Source organism: Vibrio xiamenensis (assembly GCF_900100015.1).
Taxonomy (GTDB): domain Bacteria; phylum Pseudomonadota; class Gammaproteobacteria; order Enterobacterales; family Vibrionaceae; genus Vibrio; species Vibrio xiamenensis.
The window spans coordinates 26,577-43,439 of record NZ_FNDD01000025.1 but is presented as its reverse complement, the minus strand read 5'-3'; the positions used below and the strand labels follow the sequence as shown (position 1 = coordinate 43,439).

Below are 16,863 nucleotides of genomic sequence, written 5' to 3'. Positions count from 1 at the left end.
TATTGGAAACAAAGGCTGGTTTCGTCCAGCCTTTTTTATGGAAAGTAAAACAATGAAATATCAGCCTCGGGCATGGGTGGCGCTATTGCTATGCCTTTTTATTTTTGGGTGTGCTTCAAATCCAGATGATGGAAATACTTCCGACGTGAATGACCCGTTTGAAGGTTTCAACCGGGTGATGTGGGATATCAACTACGACTACTTGGATCCTTATCTTGTTAGGCCGGTCTCTCTTGCTTATGTCGATTACACGCCAAGTCCGGTGAGAATCGGTATTGCGAACTTTCTAAGTAACCTCGATGAGCCAGCGAGCATTATCAATAACTTGGTTATGGGCAATGGCCGTAAAGCGTTAGACCACTTTAACCGTTTTTGGATTAACTCGACCTTTGGTTTGCTGGGTTTGATCGATATCGCGTCAGAGGCAGGAATCAACAAGCACGACGAAAAAACCTTTGGCGATGTGGTTGGGCACTATGGAGTGGGTGATGGTCCTTATTTGATGGTACCAGGCTATGGTCCTTGGACAGTACGTGAAAGTGCGGACTTGGTTGATGATATGTACGTCCCACTCTCATATTTGAACTTCTGGGCAGGGCTTGGTAAGTGGGCAATTGAAGGAATGGAAACCCGGGCGCAGCTTGTTTCTCAAGAAGCGATGCTAGAGAACTCTCCTGATCCTTACTCCCTGACTCGAGATGTGTATTTTCAGCGTCAAGACTACAAAGCTGGAGTCAAACACGACACGTATAACCAACAAGCAGAAGAAGAGCTGGATTCATATCTTGATGAATATTAATAAAGCCGCCTGATTGTTATGGCGTTCAGCCAATAAAAAGCCACCGCTATCTCGGTGGCTTTTTTACCATTGCAGGCCTAATTTATCGTGTATTTAAGTTATTGCGAATTTGAATGATTGCAAACCCGCAGACGATTAAAAGCGGTAGTTAGCCTGAACACCGAAAATCACGATATTGCCTGATACTGTGCCGACAAATTGGCCGCCGATAGCTTCTGCCGTATCGTCTGAGGCATAACCACGAGACTCAGTAATATCTGCGTCTTTGGTGTAGACATAGGTCGCGCCGGCATCAAGGCTAAATTGATCGGTGAGCGCGTAGGTTGCACCAAAGCTAAACCAAGTACGGTCAATTTCTGGAATGGTAATCGTCCGATTTTTATCGCTGACCGCTGACGTATCGTATGCGACGCCGGAGCGCAGCGTCAGTGCTTTATTCCACTGGTAAGTGGTACCGACGGCTAGGCGGTAACTGTCGCGCCAGTTTTCGATTTTTACCGTTTGCGAGCCGAGAGTGTCGAGGTCAGCCACCAACTTGTCAAATGAACTCCAATCGGTCCAATTGAGGCTAGAGTGAATCGCCCAGCGTTGGCTGATTTGGTGATATCCAGCGATTTCGGCTGTCGCAGGTAGAGTCAAATCCATTGAGCCAGAATCACGCCCTGTGGTACTCAGTCCAAACGCTACGCCTTCAGCGTAGCCAGCAAGCGTTAAATCCACCGCCGACTTGTAAGCCAATCCAAAGCGTGTTTGTGGCGTTGGTTGCCAAGTGGCGCCGAGTTGCCATCCCCACGCGGTGTCATCACCTTGCATGTATTTTAGCGTGGTGCCTGTCGCGAGAGTTGGTTCGGTTTGCGACGCAGAAGTGGCGCCAAATTTACCTTCACCTAAGATGTAACGCACACCAGCGCCAAAACGCCACTGCTCAGTGAGTTTGTAACCTAAGTTTAGGTTGGCTTCCATGGTTTCGACGCTTGCTTGGTCACCAAAGTGACTGGCGGCAAAGCCACTGCCAAGTTCTGTTATCATACCGTAGTTAGTACCAAACGCTGCACCGAGAAAAAGTTGATCATTAAATTGATGTGAAACATACAGGTTTGGCACGACAGCATCATTGGCATAGTCGTTTGAACGGGTGCTAATCGCGCCCGCGACAGTTCCTTGCACATCGACGTTTGGGTTGACATACACAGCGCCTGCAGAGATTTGCGTACCTTGCAGGTAGGTGAGCAAAGCTGGGTTTCGCCACTGTGCACTGGCATTATCCGCAATCGCGGCTTCACCTGCGTAAGCACGGCCAAGACCGGTCGCAGAATATTCGGCAAGTTGAAACCCTGAAGCGTGAACCAACGACGAACCCAAGGTTAGTCCTAAAGATGTAGAAATAGCGAAAATCGTTGTGGATTTTGTCATTATTTATTTATGAAATAGGCAGTTACAAAGTATGAAAGTGTAAATCTTGAATATTTACTTTAGAAAGTGAAAAACACAAACTCGCCTTTATTTAGAGTTATCATCTAAATATTGTGATTTTAAAAACGTATATTCTGCCTTTATGCTGTGGCGTAAAGAATTTAAGTGAACACTTGTAGTGTGAATTAAGGCGATGAGAGTACAGATGTATGCTCAATTGAGTAATTTTAAATACAAAAAAGGGGCCAATGGCCCCTTAATATGCGCTTTCTAGCGAGTAGAAATTAGAATGTGCGGCTGTATTGCAGACCAACTAGGATCGCATCAGCGTGTGTTGTAGCCGTTACTGAAGAAAGCTCTGTTCCTGAAATTGTAGTGCTCTCTTCAACATCAACATCTTTACCAATTAGGTAAGTAAAGCCAAAGTCGACATTAGACACAGCGTTGATGTTGTATGTGAAACCAGCTGATAGCCATTGACGGTCCGAGTCAGGTACTGAAATTGACTTCACACTGTCTTGGGCACTGGTGTCGTACATATAACCGGCACGTAGAGTCCAGTCGCTGTTTAAGTAGTAAGTACCACCGATAGCGTAGTGCCAACCATCTTGCCATTGGTATTGCTTGTCATAGCTAGTCCCTAGGGCAGCTAATGCTGACTTACTTGAATTTAGATCATCGAAATCGATTTGGTTAAAGTCGCTCCAACCGATCCACTGGATACTATAGTGAACGGCAAACTGGGTGTTATCGATTTTATGAAAGCCAGAGAATTCTGCGATGTCTGGTAATGGAAGCGTGATTTTTTGTCCATCGTCATCTTTGGCTTCAAAATCTGGGCTATGGCGGTAGGAAAGACCAAAACGGTTATTCGCATCCAGTTCATAGACTGCACCAACGTTGAAGCCAAAGCCCCAGCCATCAGCATCGTTAACGTTAATAAGATCACCAGATAAACCTGTTAGTGTTGAGATGGTTGCGCTTGGAGAACGTTTCAAGCTGCCTTGACCATAGATAGCATCAAGACCAAAACCTATGCTTAGGTGTTCATTGGCGCGGTAAGAGCCTGCTAGCCCAAAGTTAAAGCTTTTTACATCGGTAAGACCGCCGTATTCAGTAGCTGTATAACTATCTGAGAACTCAGTTTTGGTGCCGAAGTTACTGTAAGCAGTAACGCCCCAAGCAAATTTATCGTTGACTGGAACGATTAAATGGATGTTTGGCGCAACAGATGTGCCACCTACATCATCGTAATCATCTACAGCAGTAGAAGATCCAAGTGCTGTGCTATATGTCGCATCTTTGACATCGATTAATGTCGTAATACTTTCAAAACCCAACGATAGCGACATTTTATCAAATAATGCCATCGCGGCAGGGTTACGTGCCATGACAGAAGCGTTATCAGCAATAACTGCATCACCAGCAAATGCACGGCCTAAACCTGTTGCTGACTGTGCGTTTAGCTGGAAGCCTGCCGCCATAGCTTGTTGCGCGGAGAGCGCTACCGTTGCTGCTAGCAACGTTTTTTTAAACAGACGCGTCTTGTTCATTTTGCTTTTTCCTTTTTTATTGTTCCGTCTCTAATGGACGATATATCTGAGTAAAAACTCAGTTAGGGGCTGATCCTAGTGCTTAATATAAAGGATAGAAATCCGACCATCGTCTAATTTGCTGGCAAAATTACCGAAATGACGCACAACTAGCACGAAACGGTAGCAAAAATTAGTTTTTTAGAGTTAAAGCTCTAGTGGCGAGTATGAAAAGCAGCTCACCGAAATAGTGAGCTGTATTCATTTAATTCATAGGCTGAATGATAGGTAGGATTTTGGCGGTGATTTTGGATATATCTTCATTTTGCTGACCAACAATAATCAAGCTTGATTGCTTAAGCGGTTCAACGACGCCCCGCATGCCTTGTTGGTCAAATTGCGTGACTTTATCGCTTGGAAGAGGAACCAAAAACAGGGTGACCTTACCTTTCTCCCCTGCAAATACCAAATGAACAGCATTGGCTTTACCAAATCCACAGTGATTTAGGTAATACACGTGATATGGGAATTGGGCGGTCAATTTTGCTGCCAATGGTTGCATTTTGGCGTTAATTTGCACATTACTGGCTTGCTCATCAATACCTTGTACAAAAGCTTTCTCGTTTTGTACGTGAGCGATAGCCATATCAGGCAAGCTTGCATAAGCGGGTGGAATCAAGATGTTATGCCATTGCAATTGACCAATCAGTAATCCGGCGATAAATGCAATCGATGCCGCCAATGCAAACATTTTGCGTGAAAACCGGTTTGTGATGGGCAACGAATGCGTGGTTTGGGTAAATAGAATCCGGTCTGCCAAGTCTTCAGGCACATCGATTTTTAGGGCTTTCTCAAGCTGAGCATCGAGTTCTAGTACCTCTTCGGCAAATTGTGCGTTTGATTCACTGCTTTGCAGAGCCGCCAATATTTCAGCATCGCGCGCTTTAGGATCAGCCATAATGCGGCGACGAAATTCAAGATCATCCATTTTGCTGTCCTCTCTGTGGTTGGGTGGCGTCGATAAGTTCTTTGAGTTGGTTGCGGGCGCGAAATAGGCGCGTCATAACCGTGTTTTTGTTTAGGCCAAGAATCTCACCAATTTCCTCACCATTAAAACCGCCCACGATCTGGAGGAGCAACGGTTCACGATAATCGAGTTCGAGGCGCATGATCTGGTGATGAATCCACTCAGACTGGTGATGTGCGTCGTCATTGACCCTAGCCTCATGGCCAAAATCGTCGATATCGACCAGTTCGAGTTGTTTCCGTTCAAAGCGCCGCGCATTTTCTCGCCGTAGAATCGTAATCAGCCAAGCTTTTGCCGATTTTTCATCCACTAAGCTGTCTAACGATTTCCAAGCTCGCAGGCACGTTTCTTGGACCAAATCTTCTGCGATATGGTTATCTCGGCATAGCCAATAGGCATAGCGATAAAGGTCTCTATGATAAGCGCGTACTAACGCTTCATATTTATTTTGTTTTTTCATATCCGAGTTGACCGGATTGACGGTTTTTTTCTTTCGAAAAAATGTTGTGATGGCCACATAAGGCTCCGTGAGTATGTTGGTTGCCGACTGTAATGGTTGGGCTTATCACGCGGCAGTGATGCTGCATAAACTGATCAAATGTTACACTTTAGTCTAACCAGGGTTCGCCTTTAACAATCTTGTTACACCTTATGCACTAGATTGACTGCGCAGGGTACGATAATTCCACTCAAACTTGATCTAATTCAAAAAGTGGCCTCTCAGGTCAGTTATAGTACACATGTCATCTCGTTGGTTTTACCAACATGTTGAGCAAGATGACACTTCCTTTTGAAGGCTGACTTTACTTTCTCCTAATCAGGAAACTGATTATTTTCAATTGGCGTAAGTTAATTGCTTTATACACATTCCAACCACACGAGCTCGTGTGGTTTTTTTTTGCCTGTATTTTTCTCCTTTTTGACTACGTTTGTATTTGAAATCACGTTTATTTAAACGGTCGTTTGATTGCTTTAACAACTTCGTTACAATAGCTTGAGGTCAGACCTGTTGGTTTAAGGAGAAAAAATGGGTAAGCAGGAAGTCAAAACCCGCTCTGGTGAACGCATTGCCATCGTTGCTGGGTTACGTACCCCGTTCGCGCGTCAAAGTACTGCATTTCGTGATGTTCCCGCCGTTGATCTGGGAAAAATGGTCGTGAGTGAGCTGCTGGCTCGCGCAGACATTGATCCCCAGTTGATCGAGCAAGTGGTGTTTGGCCAAGTGGTACAAATGCCAGAAGCGCCGAATATCGCGCGAGAAATTGTATTGGGAACGGGTATGAACATTCACACCGATGCGTATAGCGTGACGCGAGCCTGTGCGACCAGTTTCCAGTCTGCGGTGAATGTGGCGGAAAGTATCATGGCGGGCACTATCGATATTGGTATCGCGGGTGGCGCGGATTCTTCTTCGGTATTGCCAATCGGAGTGTCAAAAAAACTCGCGGCGAACTTACTGGCGCTAAGCAAAACCAAAACTCTTGGCCAAAAACTGGCGATTTTAAAAACGTTGCGCTTGAAAGACCTTATGCCTGTGCCTCCGGCTGTCGCGGAATACTCAACGGGTTTATCTATGGGGCAGACGGCAGAGCAGATGGCCAAAAGCTACGCCATTACTCGTCAAGCGCAAGACGAACTTGCCCACCGTTCCCACTCTCTCGCGGCTAAAGCTTGGCAGCAAGGGCACCTCGCTCAAGAAGTCATGACGGCTTTTCCTGCGCCTTATAAACAGTGGATCGATCAAGACAATAATGTTCGCCAAGATTCAACGCTGGAAGGATACGCTAAGCTGCGTCCAGCGTTTGACCGCAAATATGGCACCGTCACCGCCGCCAACAGTACGCCGCTAACCGATGGCGCAGCAGCTATTCTGCTAATGCGTGAAAATCGTGCCAAGGAACTGGGTTTAGATGTGCTTGGTTATATTCGCTCTTATGCGTTCAGCGCGATTGGCGTTGAAAAAGATATGCTGATGGGGCCTTCTTATTCGACGCCAATCGCGCTTGAGCGCGCAGGTATCGAACTCAGTGATTTAACCCTGATTGATATGCATGAAGCGTTTGCAGCGCAAACTCTTGCCAACATTAAAATGTTCGCCAGCGACCAGTTTGCTCAGACGCATCTTGGCCGCAGTACAGCGATTGGCGAAATCGATATGGATAAATTTAATGTTCAGGGCGGCTCGATTGCCTACGGTCATCCTTTTGCGGCGACTGGGGCTCGAATGATCACTCAGACACTTTATGAACTTAAACGTCGTGGTGGTGGTTTGGCATTGAACACAGCCTGCGCTGCTGGTGGATTGGGCGCTGCAATGGTACTGGAGGTAGAATAATGACAACGAATACCGCTTTCACACTCACCATTGATGATAACCAAGTTGCTTGGCTGACTATCGATGTCCCAGGCGAAAAAATGAACACGCTTCAGGCCGCTTTTGCTGAGCAAATGACACAGATTTTGGCGGAGCTAAAACAATCGGCAAGCGCAGTGAAAGGGCTGATTATTCGCTCTGGCAAGCCAGATAACTTTGTTGCTGGCGCTGATGTTCGAATGCTAGATAAATGCCAAAGTGCAGCGGAAGCGAGCGAATTAGCGCGCCAAGGGCAAAGCCTGTTTCAAGCACTGGCCGACTTACCATATCCGGTTGTCGCTGCCATTCATGGTCCGTGCTTAGGCGGTGGATTGGAACTGGCTCTTGCCTGTGACTATCGTGTTTGCTCGGATGCCGATAGCACTCGTATCGGTCTGCCAGAAGTGCAACTAGGATTACTACCGGGCTCTGGAGGCACACAGCGTTTGCCACGTCTTATTGGTCTTTTACCGGCATTGGACATGATTCTAACTGGTAAACAGTTACGGGCGAAGAAGGCTTATAAGCTAGGCGTGGTGAACGACTGTGTCCCAGAAAGTATTCTTTTCGATGTGGCTAAAAGCTGGGTTGAAAAAGGCAAAAAAGCGCGTAGTGCTAAGTCATCGACCAAAGAAAAATTGCTGTCCGGAACTGGGCTAGGGCGTAAGGTTATTTTTGACCAAGCAAGCAAGAAAGCGTTTCAAAAAGCGCGCGGTAATTACCCAGCGATCGATGCCATTTTGGACGTGATACGCCATGGTTTAGAGCACGGTATGACCAAAGGGTTGAATATTGAAGCGGAGCGATTTGGTGAGCTCGTGATGACTAGCGAATCTAAAGCGCTGCGTTCAATCTTCTTTGCCACCACTGAAATGAAAAAAGAGCATGGTAGCGATGCTAAGCCAAATTCTATCGCTCAGGTTGGTGTCCTCGGCGGCGGATTGATGGGCGCAGGAATCAGTCATGTGAGCGTGGCGAAAGCGAAATTGCCCGTCAAAATAAAAGATGTCAGTAACGATGGGGCACTCAGCGCACTTCGCTATAACTATCAGCTATTTGAAAAACAGCGCAAACGTCGAATTATTACCAAAGCGCAGCAACAAGCCAAAATGTTGCAATTGTCGGGCGGCACGGATTTCAGCCGTTTTCAGCACTTGGATGTTGTGGTTGAAGCGGTGTTTGAGGATCTTGAACTTAAACAGCAAATGGTGGCGGACGTTGAACAGCATGCGAAAGCGAGCACTATCTTTGCAACCAATACATCTTCGCTGCCGATAGGCCAAATTGCGGCCAAGGCGACGCGACCAGAAAACGTGATTGGTCTGCATTACTTTAGTCCGGTTGAAAAAATGCCACTGGTTGAAGTGATTCCCCATGACAATACATCCTCAGCAACGATTTCGACCGTGGTCGCGCTGGCGAAGAAGCAGGGTAAAACTCCTATCGTAGTAAAAGATTGTGCAGGCTTTTATGTGAATCGAATTTTGGCTCCGTACATGAATGAAGCAGCGCAGGTGCTGATGGCGGGCGAGCCAATCGAACATGTTGATGGCGCTTTAGTTGATTTTGGTTTCCCGGTTGGACCGATTAGCTTGCTTGATGAAGTGGGTATCGATATCGGCTCGAAAATTATGCCGATCTTGGTCAAAGAACTTGGCGCGCGTTTCCAAGGGCCAAATGTGTTTGACAAGCTGCTAGGGGATAACCGCAAAGGACGTAAAAGTGGTAAAGGCTTTTATGTTTATAAAGGCAAGAAAAAACAGGTCGATAAAAGTGTCTACAAGCTGCTGAGCTTAAATCCGCAATCCAACTTGGACGGTAAAGCGATTGCACTGCGCTGCTTATTGCCGATGCTCAACGAAGCGGTACGTTGCTTAGATGATGGAATCATTCAAAGTCCACGAGATGGTGACATAGGCGCGATTTTTGGTATCGGTTTTCCGCCATTTTTGGGCGGTCCTTTCCGCTATATGGACAAAGTCGGTATCGTAAAAATTGTCGAGATCATGAACGAACATGCGCTTAAATACGGCGATCGTTTCGCTCCATGTGATGGCTTGCTAACTCGCGCAGGCCTAGAGCAGCGCTTCTATGACTGATGGCTGTAGTGGTTTGAAACCAAAGTCATAAAAGTGCGTTAAAGGCGAACTTGCGGTTCGCCTTTTTTATTGGCTAGCAGTATGATTGGACATATCATTTCGTAGTAAAAACAACGATTAATAGAGGGACAAATCATGGATGCATTGGATTTACTGCTCAATCGCCGTTCGGTAGGTAAGCTGTGCGCGCCAGCTCCAGAGGGCAAGGTATTAGAAAATATCATTCGCGCCGGTTTGAGAGCACCGGATCATGGCGGGCTGACTCCATGGCGATTTGTGATTTCTCAGGGCAAAGGGCTCGATAAATTAGGCAAGATTTTGTCCGACGCGGCGATTGCCGAAAATAGCGATCCCGCAGTGGTCGATAAAATGCGTCATGCGCCGTTTCGCGCCCCGATGGTGATTACGGTTATCGCCAAGGTGACTCCGCATCCTAAAGTGCCGGCGCTTGAGCAGTATTTATCTGCGGGCTGTGCCGCTCAAGCCATGCAGATGGCAGCACTCGCACAAGGTTTTCAAGGCTTTTGGCGTTCGGGCAATTTGATGTTTCATCCGCTCGTCCATCAAGCCTTCGGTTTGAGTGGTGAAGACGAAATCGTTGGATTCTTGTATCTGGGTATGCCAGAGATTGAACCAATGAAAGTGCCACAGCGTCATTTGAGCGATTTTGTTGAGTATTTATAAGCGCTTAATTAACGATTGATTTTCAGGTAAAAAAAGGGGGCTTATCAGCCCCTTTTTTGTGGTTGATGCGCAGCATCGATTAACGCTTAGTGAATGTGATAACCAATAACAAAATCGATGAAAAGACGGACTTTCTCCGGCAAATGATCTTTGTGGTTGTAGAGCATGTAGATGTCTCTAGGGTTCGCACTCCAATCGGCCAGAACTTGAACTAAGCTTCCATCTTTGATGAATTCTTGAATCATCACATCAGGCATCAGCGTAATACCTAGGCCATCAGAACAAGCACGGCGCACCACGTTCAAGGTGTTGGCTTGAAAACGGCCTTGGTCATTGTTGACCACAGTTTCACCATTACTGTTAGTCAGTTGCCATTTGAGAAGTGGGCGACCCTTCAGCAATGAATGGTGGTGCAGCTCTTCGGCGTGTTTTGGTGCTGGGCTGTTTTTCAAATACGCTGGGCTTGAAACCAGAATATCTTTTACTGAGCTGATTTTACGTGCAATTAAGCTTGAATCGCGTTGTGGGCCGACGCGAAAGATGACGTCCCATTCGGTTGGATCAAGCTGGTCTGCGTGATCACTGGTGGTGAGTTCGATGTTGATGTCAGGAAACTGGTGCATGAAAGCGTTAAACATCGGCATCATCATACGTTTGGTTAAGTTTGATGGTGCAGATATACGAATTTTACCAGCGGCTCCGCGGCATTCATCGGTAATCTCTTCAGCGGTGACCGAGAGGCGTTGCAGTAGAGGTGAACACTCCTTGAAAAAGCGCTCGCCAGCTTCAGTAAGCGAGAGCTTGCGTGCATGGCGGTTTAATAAACGAAGGTTAAGTGAATCCTCTAACGCTTGGATTCGGCGCGTAATAGTTGCCACAGGGATCAGTGTTTTACGGGATGTTGCTGTGTAGCTACCGTTTTCCACGACAAGTCTGAACAAATTGAGATCGTCTAATTTCATTAGTTGGGGGCGCGTTGTTTTATTAATTCTGAGTAATTTATATGTATATCAAATGTTGAAGCTTGAGTCACATCAACAAGTTCTCTGATTTAGGACAATTCGCATATCTTGTGCGTATCATCGAACTTAAGTGGAATATTTGTATAAACCCGTTTTCACGACTATTTTTAGTTGAGTTTATAAAATGAACCGTTAACGACAATAATAACAATAATCCCTGAAGTTAGTGAGGACATAGTGATGCATAATAAAGTATGCAAATTTCCTGAAGAGGAGCCTCTTGCCTCTGCAGCCGAGCAAAAGCTCATTATGTTGGTCGATGATGACCCCGTTTTTCGTAATATAACTAAGAATTTATTATTAGCTCAAGGTTATCAAGTCGTCGAAGCCGAAGATGGTCTGGAAGGATTAAAACGGCTGCGTGAATCGGTGCCCGATCTGGTGTTGTGCGATCTATCCATGCCTGTGCTCGATGGTTTAGAGTTTGTCGAAGAGGTAAGCTTAGAGTACCCGTCGCTGCCTTTAATTGTTGTTTCGGCGACGGAAGACATCTCCGATGTAGCCAAAGCCTTGCGTTTTGGTATCAAAGACTTTTTGCCTAAGCCAATCAGTAATCACCGTCATCTGACTAACTCAATTGAAAACACGTTGCTGGATTCGTTTGATCACCTGTCAGATCAACGCGACTTTGCCACCCAGTGGTTTCGGGTTGAGAATGGCGATGTACCAGAAGAGCAAGAATTGCATTGGCATCTTAGATATCTACAAAAAAATCCCAATGCCGCCAAAGAACTGCTTCACGCTTTATTGCCGGAAACCGATGCGTCTCAAGGGGCGTGGAGATTCAATTATCGCCTGTTGCAATCCATCGATATGATGCCGATGGTATTTGATTATGCGTGGTTGATTAACGGTCAATTGGCATTTTACTTGGTTGACTCCAATAGCCACGCCAGTGATGGTGCGCCGACCACCTTGTTGGTGAGAGCGCTTTTCCATGATTATCTTCGTCACTTGAAAAATTTTAATGCCGATTTGAAAGACATCGCTTATCTGGTCGAGAAAGGCTTATCTTGCTCTGAGCCCGCCAGTCCAGTGAATGCTCTGTTTGGTTTGGTCGATTTGTCTGCGGGCAGCATGTCGATTTTACCTGCCGGCATGGATTCCCAATGGTCTAACAGCGTTATTACCCAGCATATTGCTGCTGGTGTACCACTTGGCGAAAATTGCGTGAAAAATTTCATCACCAAAGACTTACCCATTGATAGTGGCTGCCGATTGTCATTGAGCCGTTTAGGATCGTCGAGTTTTTCGTTTGATCTATATAAAGACGTGCATTAGCGAGCGTAGATTCGCAAAATTACTTAACCTTATTAATTGTATGTATTTGCTCAGTTGGTTTTACCGTATAGTTAACATTAAACAAAAGTAATCAATATGCATTACCTTTTGTTAACTTTTATTCCTTTTGATGACCGAGCGAAGAGACAATCATGGCAGACAAAGAATTTAAAGAACCTTATAATGTGATGTACTTTCTAGGATTCATCCTTGCTTTACTGATACCAACACTTCCAGCGACTTTGACTTGGATTCGAGTGTTTAACGGTTACGCAAGCTTCTAACTACCCCTTCGGAGCTCTACATCAATATTCGCCGTTATTTTTTCAATATTGCTGGTGGGCTCAGTTTAGCCTTAGGTATTGTGGGCATCATTGTCCCTTTATTGCCAACCACACCATTTATTCTGCTCGCGAGTGCATGTTTTATGCGCGGTAGCGAGCGGTTTCATCATTGGATACATCGCCACCCAACGTTTGGACCTTTACTGACGGATTGGCAGCAGAAACGGGCATTACGTCGCTCAGTGAAACGTAAGGCGATGGTGATGATCATCGTAAGCTTCGCGTTTTCTATTTACTGCGTACCAATGGAGTGGTTAAAAATTGCGCTGTTGGTTTTCGCAATCGTTTTACTACTTTGGTTTAATCGATTACCTGTGATTGAGCACCTTGCTGACCGAGAAGAAAATCACTAAGATTGCAGGGAAGTGTGCCCACTCTCGAGTGGGCGTTTGTTTTTGTATCATGCCAAAATGCCGTATTGATTGTTTTTGATGATCATGGCCAACGCATGACCGAATGAAATCTGTCGCTGAGCCTTTTCTGCCAAAAAGCGCCAGAGACAGAAAATTGAAGTAAAAACTATGACGACTGAAACCATCTCTTTGATCAAATCAAGCATCAAAAGTATTCCTGACTATCCAAAAGCTGGCATTCTATTTCGTGATGTCACCAGCTTAATGGAAGACGCTCAAGCCTATAAAGCCACCATCGATTTGTTGGTCGATAAATATAAAGACATGGGCTTTACCAAAGTCGTTGGTACCGAGGCTCGTGGTTTCCTATTTGGCGCGCCGCTGGCTTTAGAACTTGGCTTAGGTTTTGTTCCCGTTCGTAAACCGGGCAAATTGCCACGTGAAACTGTGGCGCAAACCTACGACCTTGAGTACGGTACCGATACGCTTGAGATCCACACTGATGCGATTCAACCTGGCGATAAAGTCTTGATGGTTGACGATTTGCTGGCGACTGGCGGTACGATTGAAGCGACCACTAAACTGATTCGTCAATTGGGCGGAGAAGTGGAACACGCAGCATTTGTTATCAATTTGCCAGAAATTGGCGGCGACAAACGTCTGGAAGCTTTAGGCCTTAACGTTTACAGTATCTGTGAATTTGAAGGACATTAATCGGATATCTTCATGAGTTATTTAGCCTTAGCGCGAAAATGGCGACCGACCAAATTTAATGAAGTGGTGGGTCAAAGTCATGTTTTAACGGCTTTGGAAAATGCGCTCGCTCAGAATCGTCTTCATCACGCGTATCTATTTAGTGGTACGCGCGGTGTCGGTAAGACGACGATTGGGCGGCTGTTTGCCAAAGGCCTCAACTGTGAAACGGGCATTACATCCACGCCTTGTGGCGTATGTGATACCTGCCGTGAGATCGACCAAGGTCGTTTTGTTGACCTGTTAGAAATTGATGCGGCTTCACGGACTAAGGTTGAAGACACTCGTGAACTGCTTGATAACGTACAATACAAACCTGCGCGTGGTCGTTTTAAAGTCTATCTCATCGACGAAGTGCACATGTTGTCGCGCCACAGTTTTAACGCGTTGCTTAAAACATTGGAAGAGCCACCGGAATACGTAAAATTCTTGTTGGCTACCACCGATCCACAGAAGCTGCCGGTCACCATTCTTTCGCGTTGCTTGCAGTTCCACCTCAAACCGATTGGTGTTGATGCCATTCAGCAGCAACTGCAGTATATTCTTGAGCAAGAGGCTGTGAGCGCAGACGGCAAAGCACTGGCTATGCTGGCTCATGCAGCTGATGGCAGTATGCGAGATGCGTTGAGCTTAACAGACCAAGCGATTGCACTTGGCAATGGTCAGGTGGTTAAAGATACCGTCTCCCATATGTTGGGTACCTTAGATACGGATCAAGCGATTTACCTTCTCGAAGCGATCAGCACTAAGCAGCCAGCTTCGGTGATTCAGTGCATTGAAGGTTTGGCGCAAAATGGTGTCGAGTGGGATGGATTACTTGAGCAACTTGCGATGCAGCTCCATCGTATTGCGATGTGCCAAGCGCTGCCCGCCACATTAGATAAATCTCAACCCGACAGTGAACGAATCGCGCTGCTGGCGAATGCGATATCACCGCAAAACGTTCAGCTCTATTATCAAATTGCACTCAAAGGTCGTGAAGATTTACCGTTCGCACCGACTGAGCGTGTTGGGCTTGAGATGTGCCTGCTGAGAATGCTAGCCTTTGCTCCTGTGCAGGCTAACGTTGCCAACACTATTAGCACCCAAGCGTCAGTCGCGCCAGCGACACCACAACCAAGCTCTATGCCACAACCAAGTGCGCAGCCATCTGCGGTAGCTTCTGCACCTGTTGCGCCTCAGCCGCAAGTTTCTGCAGCGCCTACGACTCAAGCACCGATGACTCAGACATCTTCAGTCTCGGAGCCGGTAGAACAGCACATGCAGACGTATGAATCGATTCCGATGGATGCCTATGAAGAGCAAGATTCAATGCTAGGCGCGGTCGAAGAGCACGAGCCTCAAGCGCGTCAAAGTGCTGCTCAGCCAGCACCAGCACCACGAACTGGCGCTGCAGGATTGCGTCATCAGCTGCGCTCGCAACGCCAAGGTTTGCAAACCAAACCTGGAGCCGATCCAAAAAAGCCTAAAGCGGCATCTGCCAAACCCGAGTCTGTTCTCGAACGTGTAGCCAAAAAGCACGGCCGAGCGGAGCGGATGTCGCCGCAACCAATGGATCAGGCGACAGCCACCCTTAGCGATGCTAACGAACCGTATCAATGGAAACCGTCACAACCTCAAGCTGCGGTAGAGAAGCGTAAAGAGTTGACGCCAACGATGTTGAAAAGTGCTTTAGAGCATGAAAAAACACCGGAAATGACGCAAAAGTTGATCGATGAATCAATCGAGCTCAATGACTGGGCGGCGCTGATTCATAAGTTGTCGATCCCTAAACTGGTTGAGCAACTTGCTCTCAATTCTTCATATACAAAAAACGGTTCTTCAATCGTGCTGAATTTGCGTGCCAATCAGGCGCATTTGAATACCGAACGCGCTCAAAGTGAGTTACTGAGCGCCCTCAATCTTGAGCTGGGTGAAGAGTGTCACTTATCGGTTGAGATAAGCGAGCAGGGTGAAACGCCGTTAGAGCTGCGAGATAAGCTCTATCAAGCTAAGCTTGAACAAGCGTTTGACAGTTTAGAGCAAGATAGAATTGTCCAATTCATTGAGCAGCGTTTTGCCGCCGAATTGGATAGAAATAGCGTTAGACCTGTCTAACCACAACGGGGTTGAAATTATGCTGATTCGGCCCCATTAAGTTTTCATTAGCGAACAACACCAGAGAGATAAACATGTTTGGTAAAGGCGGTATGGGCAACTTGATGAAGCAAGCCCAGCAAATGCAAGAGCGTATGCAAAAGCTTCAAGAAGAAATCGCGAATATGGAAGTGACAGGCGAGTCAGGCGCTGGACTAGTAAAAGTGACCATCACTGGTAGCCACAGCGTACGTCGAGTAGATATCGATGAAAGCTTGATGGAAGACGATAAAGAGATGCTTGAAGATCTTATCGCAGCCGCTTTTAACGATGCAGCGCGTCGTGTTGAGGAAACTCAAAAAGAAAAAATGGCTGGTGTCACTGGCGGAATGCAACTTCCACCAGGCATGAAAATGCCATTCTAAACCACTGGAAAATTTTTAATGCGTACCAGTCATATGCTGGAGCATTTGATGGAGGCCTTACGTTGTCTACCTGGGGTTGGTCCCAAGTCGGCTCAGCGTATGGCCTTTCATTTGTTACAGCGCGACAGAAAAGGCGGATTGCTTCTTGCGGAAGCTCTCAGTCAGGCAATGACCGAAATCGGCCACTGCCAAGAATGTCGAACTTTCACTGAGCAAGATGTTTGTCATATTTGCTCCAACCCTAAGCGCCAAGAGAATGGTCAGCTCTGTGTGGTTGAAAGCCCAGCAGACATTGCCGCTGTTGAAGCGACAGGGCAATACTCAGGGCGTTATTTCGTGCTGATGGGGCACCTTTCTCCACTTGATGGTATTGGACCCAGTGATATCGGCCTTGATGTGCTTGATTACCGCTTGCGCCGTGGCGATATTAAAGAAGTGATTTTGGCGACTAACCCGACCGTTGAAGGTGAGGCGACTGCTCATTACATCGGTGAGCTTTGCCGCGAGCATCATGTTGACGCCAGCCGTATTGCTCACGGTGTTCCTGTTGGCGGCGAGCTGGAATTGGTGGACGGCACCACGTTGTCTCACTCCTTGCTTGGGCGACAAAAGTTCTAAAAAAAACCGCGCCGATGCGCGGTTTTCTTTTCTCTATAAATCTAGTGCTCTCAGCGGACCGAATGTTCCCAATGGATCGAGTGT

The 16,863-nt window shown here is 46.6% G+C and carries 15 protein-coding genes; 10 read left to right on the top strand and 5 right to left on the bottom strand.

Annotated elements, in window-relative coordinates; genetic code table 11:
- Positions 1 to 37: 37 nt before the first annotated feature.
- Positions 38 to 799 carry an MlaA family lipoprotein gene (locus tag BLS03_RS17890; RefSeq protein WP_143015651.1) on the top strand — a complete coding sequence of 254 codons (762 nt, stop codon included), beginning with the start codon at positions 38 to 40 and terminating at the stop codon, positions 797 to 799.
- A gap of 135 nt (positions 800 to 934) precedes the next feature.
- Here the strand turns inward: BLS03_RS17890 and BLS03_RS17885 are convergent, their stop codons facing one another.
- The 4 genes from BLS03_RS17885 to BLS03_RS17870 all read right to left on the bottom strand — a co-directional run bounded on the left by BLS03_RS17885 (position 935) and on the right by BLS03_RS17870 (position 5,288).
- Complete coding sequence (locus tag BLS03_RS17885; protein ID WP_093277113.1) at positions 935 to 2,212, bottom strand: outer membrane protein transport protein; 1,278 nt, start codon at positions 2,210 to 2,212, stop codon at positions 935 to 937.
- A 284-nt stretch (positions 2,213 to 2,496) separates the two neighbouring features.
- Positions 2,497 to 3,765: an outer membrane protein transport protein gene (locus BLS03_RS17880; RefSeq protein ID WP_093277111.1), complete on the bottom strand. Its 1,269-nt coding sequence runs from the start codon at positions 3,763 to 3,765 to the stop codon at positions 2,497 to 2,499.
- 244 nt (positions 3,766 to 4,009) lie between these two features.
- Complete coding sequence (locus BLS03_RS17875) at positions 4,010 to 4,732, bottom strand: DUF3379 family protein (RefSeq protein WP_093277108.1); 723 nt, start codon at positions 4,730 to 4,732, stop codon at positions 4,010 to 4,012.
- Positions 4,725 to 5,288 (bottom strand): sigma-70 family RNA polymerase sigma factor, encoded by a 564-nt coding sequence (locus tag BLS03_RS17870; protein WP_093277105.1) that lies wholly within the window; start codon positions 5,286 to 5,288, stop codon positions 4,725 to 4,727. The genes BLS03_RS17875 and BLS03_RS17870 overlap by 8 nt, the downstream gene beginning before the upstream one ends.
- A gap of 510 nt (positions 5,289 to 5,798) precedes the next feature.
- On the opposite strand from BLS03_RS17870, the gene fadI reads away from it, so the two are divergent.
- The 3 genes from fadI (at position 5,799) to BLS03_RS17855 (ending at position 9,907) form a co-directional block, all read left to right on the top strand.
- Positions 5,799 to 7,106 carry an acetyl-CoA C-acyltransferase FadI gene (gene fadI, locus BLS03_RS17865; RefSeq protein WP_093277102.1) on the top strand — a complete coding sequence of 436 codons (1,308 nt, stop codon included), beginning with the start codon at positions 5,799 to 5,801 and terminating at the stop codon, positions 7,104 to 7,106.
- Positions 7,106 to 9,223, top strand: a complete 2,118-nt coding sequence (gene fadJ, locus BLS03_RS17860; protein ID WP_093277099.1) for a fatty acid oxidation complex subunit alpha FadJ — start codon at positions 7,106 to 7,108, stop codon at positions 9,221 to 9,223. The genes fadI and fadJ overlap by 1 nt, the downstream gene beginning before the upstream one ends.
- Positions 9,224 to 9,358: 135 nt before the next feature.
- Positions 9,359 to 9,907, top strand: coding sequence for an NAD(P)H nitroreductase (locus BLS03_RS17855; protein WP_093277096.1), 549 nt, complete (start codon positions 9,359 to 9,361; stop codon positions 9,905 to 9,907).
- Positions 9,908 to 9,993: 86 nt separating this feature from the next.
- On the opposite strand, the gene BLS03_RS17850 is transcribed toward BLS03_RS17855, so the two are convergent.
- Positions 9,994 to 10,869 carry a LysR family transcriptional regulator gene (locus BLS03_RS17850; RefSeq protein ID WP_093277094.1) on the bottom strand — a complete coding sequence of 292 codons (876 nt, stop codon included), beginning with the start codon at positions 10,867 to 10,869 and terminating at the stop codon, positions 9,994 to 9,996.
- A 240-nt stretch (positions 10,870 to 11,109) separates the two neighbouring features.
- Here BLS03_RS17850 and BLS03_RS17845 point away from each other — a divergent pair, with 240 nt between their 5' ends.
- The 6 genes from BLS03_RS17845 to recR all read left to right on the top strand — a co-directional run bounded on the left by BLS03_RS17845 (position 11,110) and on the right by recR (position 16,779).
- Positions 11,110 to 12,210: a response regulator gene (locus BLS03_RS17845; protein WP_093277090.1), complete on the top strand. Its 1,101-nt coding sequence runs from the start codon at positions 11,110 to 11,112 to the stop codon at positions 12,208 to 12,210.
- A 304-nt stretch (positions 12,211 to 12,514) separates the two neighbouring features.
- Positions 12,515 to 12,907, top strand: coding sequence for a YbaN family protein (locus BLS03_RS17835; protein ID WP_093277085.1), 393 nt, complete (start codon positions 12,515 to 12,517; stop codon positions 12,905 to 12,907).
- Between the two features lie 168 nt (positions 12,908 to 13,075).
- Positions 13,076 to 13,621 (top strand): adenine phosphoribosyltransferase, encoded by a 546-nt coding sequence (apt, locus tag BLS03_RS17830; protein ID WP_093277082.1) that lies wholly within the window; start codon positions 13,076 to 13,078, stop codon positions 13,619 to 13,621.
- Between the two features lie 12 nt (positions 13,622 to 13,633).
- Complete coding sequence (dnaX, locus tag BLS03_RS17825; protein ID WP_093277079.1) at positions 13,634 to 15,757, top strand: DNA polymerase III subunit gamma/tau; 2,124 nt, start codon at positions 13,634 to 13,636, stop codon at positions 15,755 to 15,757.
- 74 nt (positions 15,758 to 15,831) lie between these two features.
- Positions 15,832 to 16,161 (top strand): YbaB/EbfC family nucleoid-associated protein, encoded by a 330-nt coding sequence (locus BLS03_RS17820; RefSeq protein WP_021703916.1) that lies wholly within the window; start codon positions 15,832 to 15,834, stop codon positions 16,159 to 16,161.
- A gap of 18 nt (positions 16,162 to 16,179) precedes the next feature.
- Complete coding sequence (gene recR, locus BLS03_RS17815) at positions 16,180 to 16,779, top strand: recombination mediator RecR (protein ID WP_093277076.1); 600 nt, start codon at positions 16,180 to 16,182, stop codon at positions 16,777 to 16,779.
- The last annotated feature ends 84 nt before the right edge of the window (positions 16,780 to 16,863 follow it).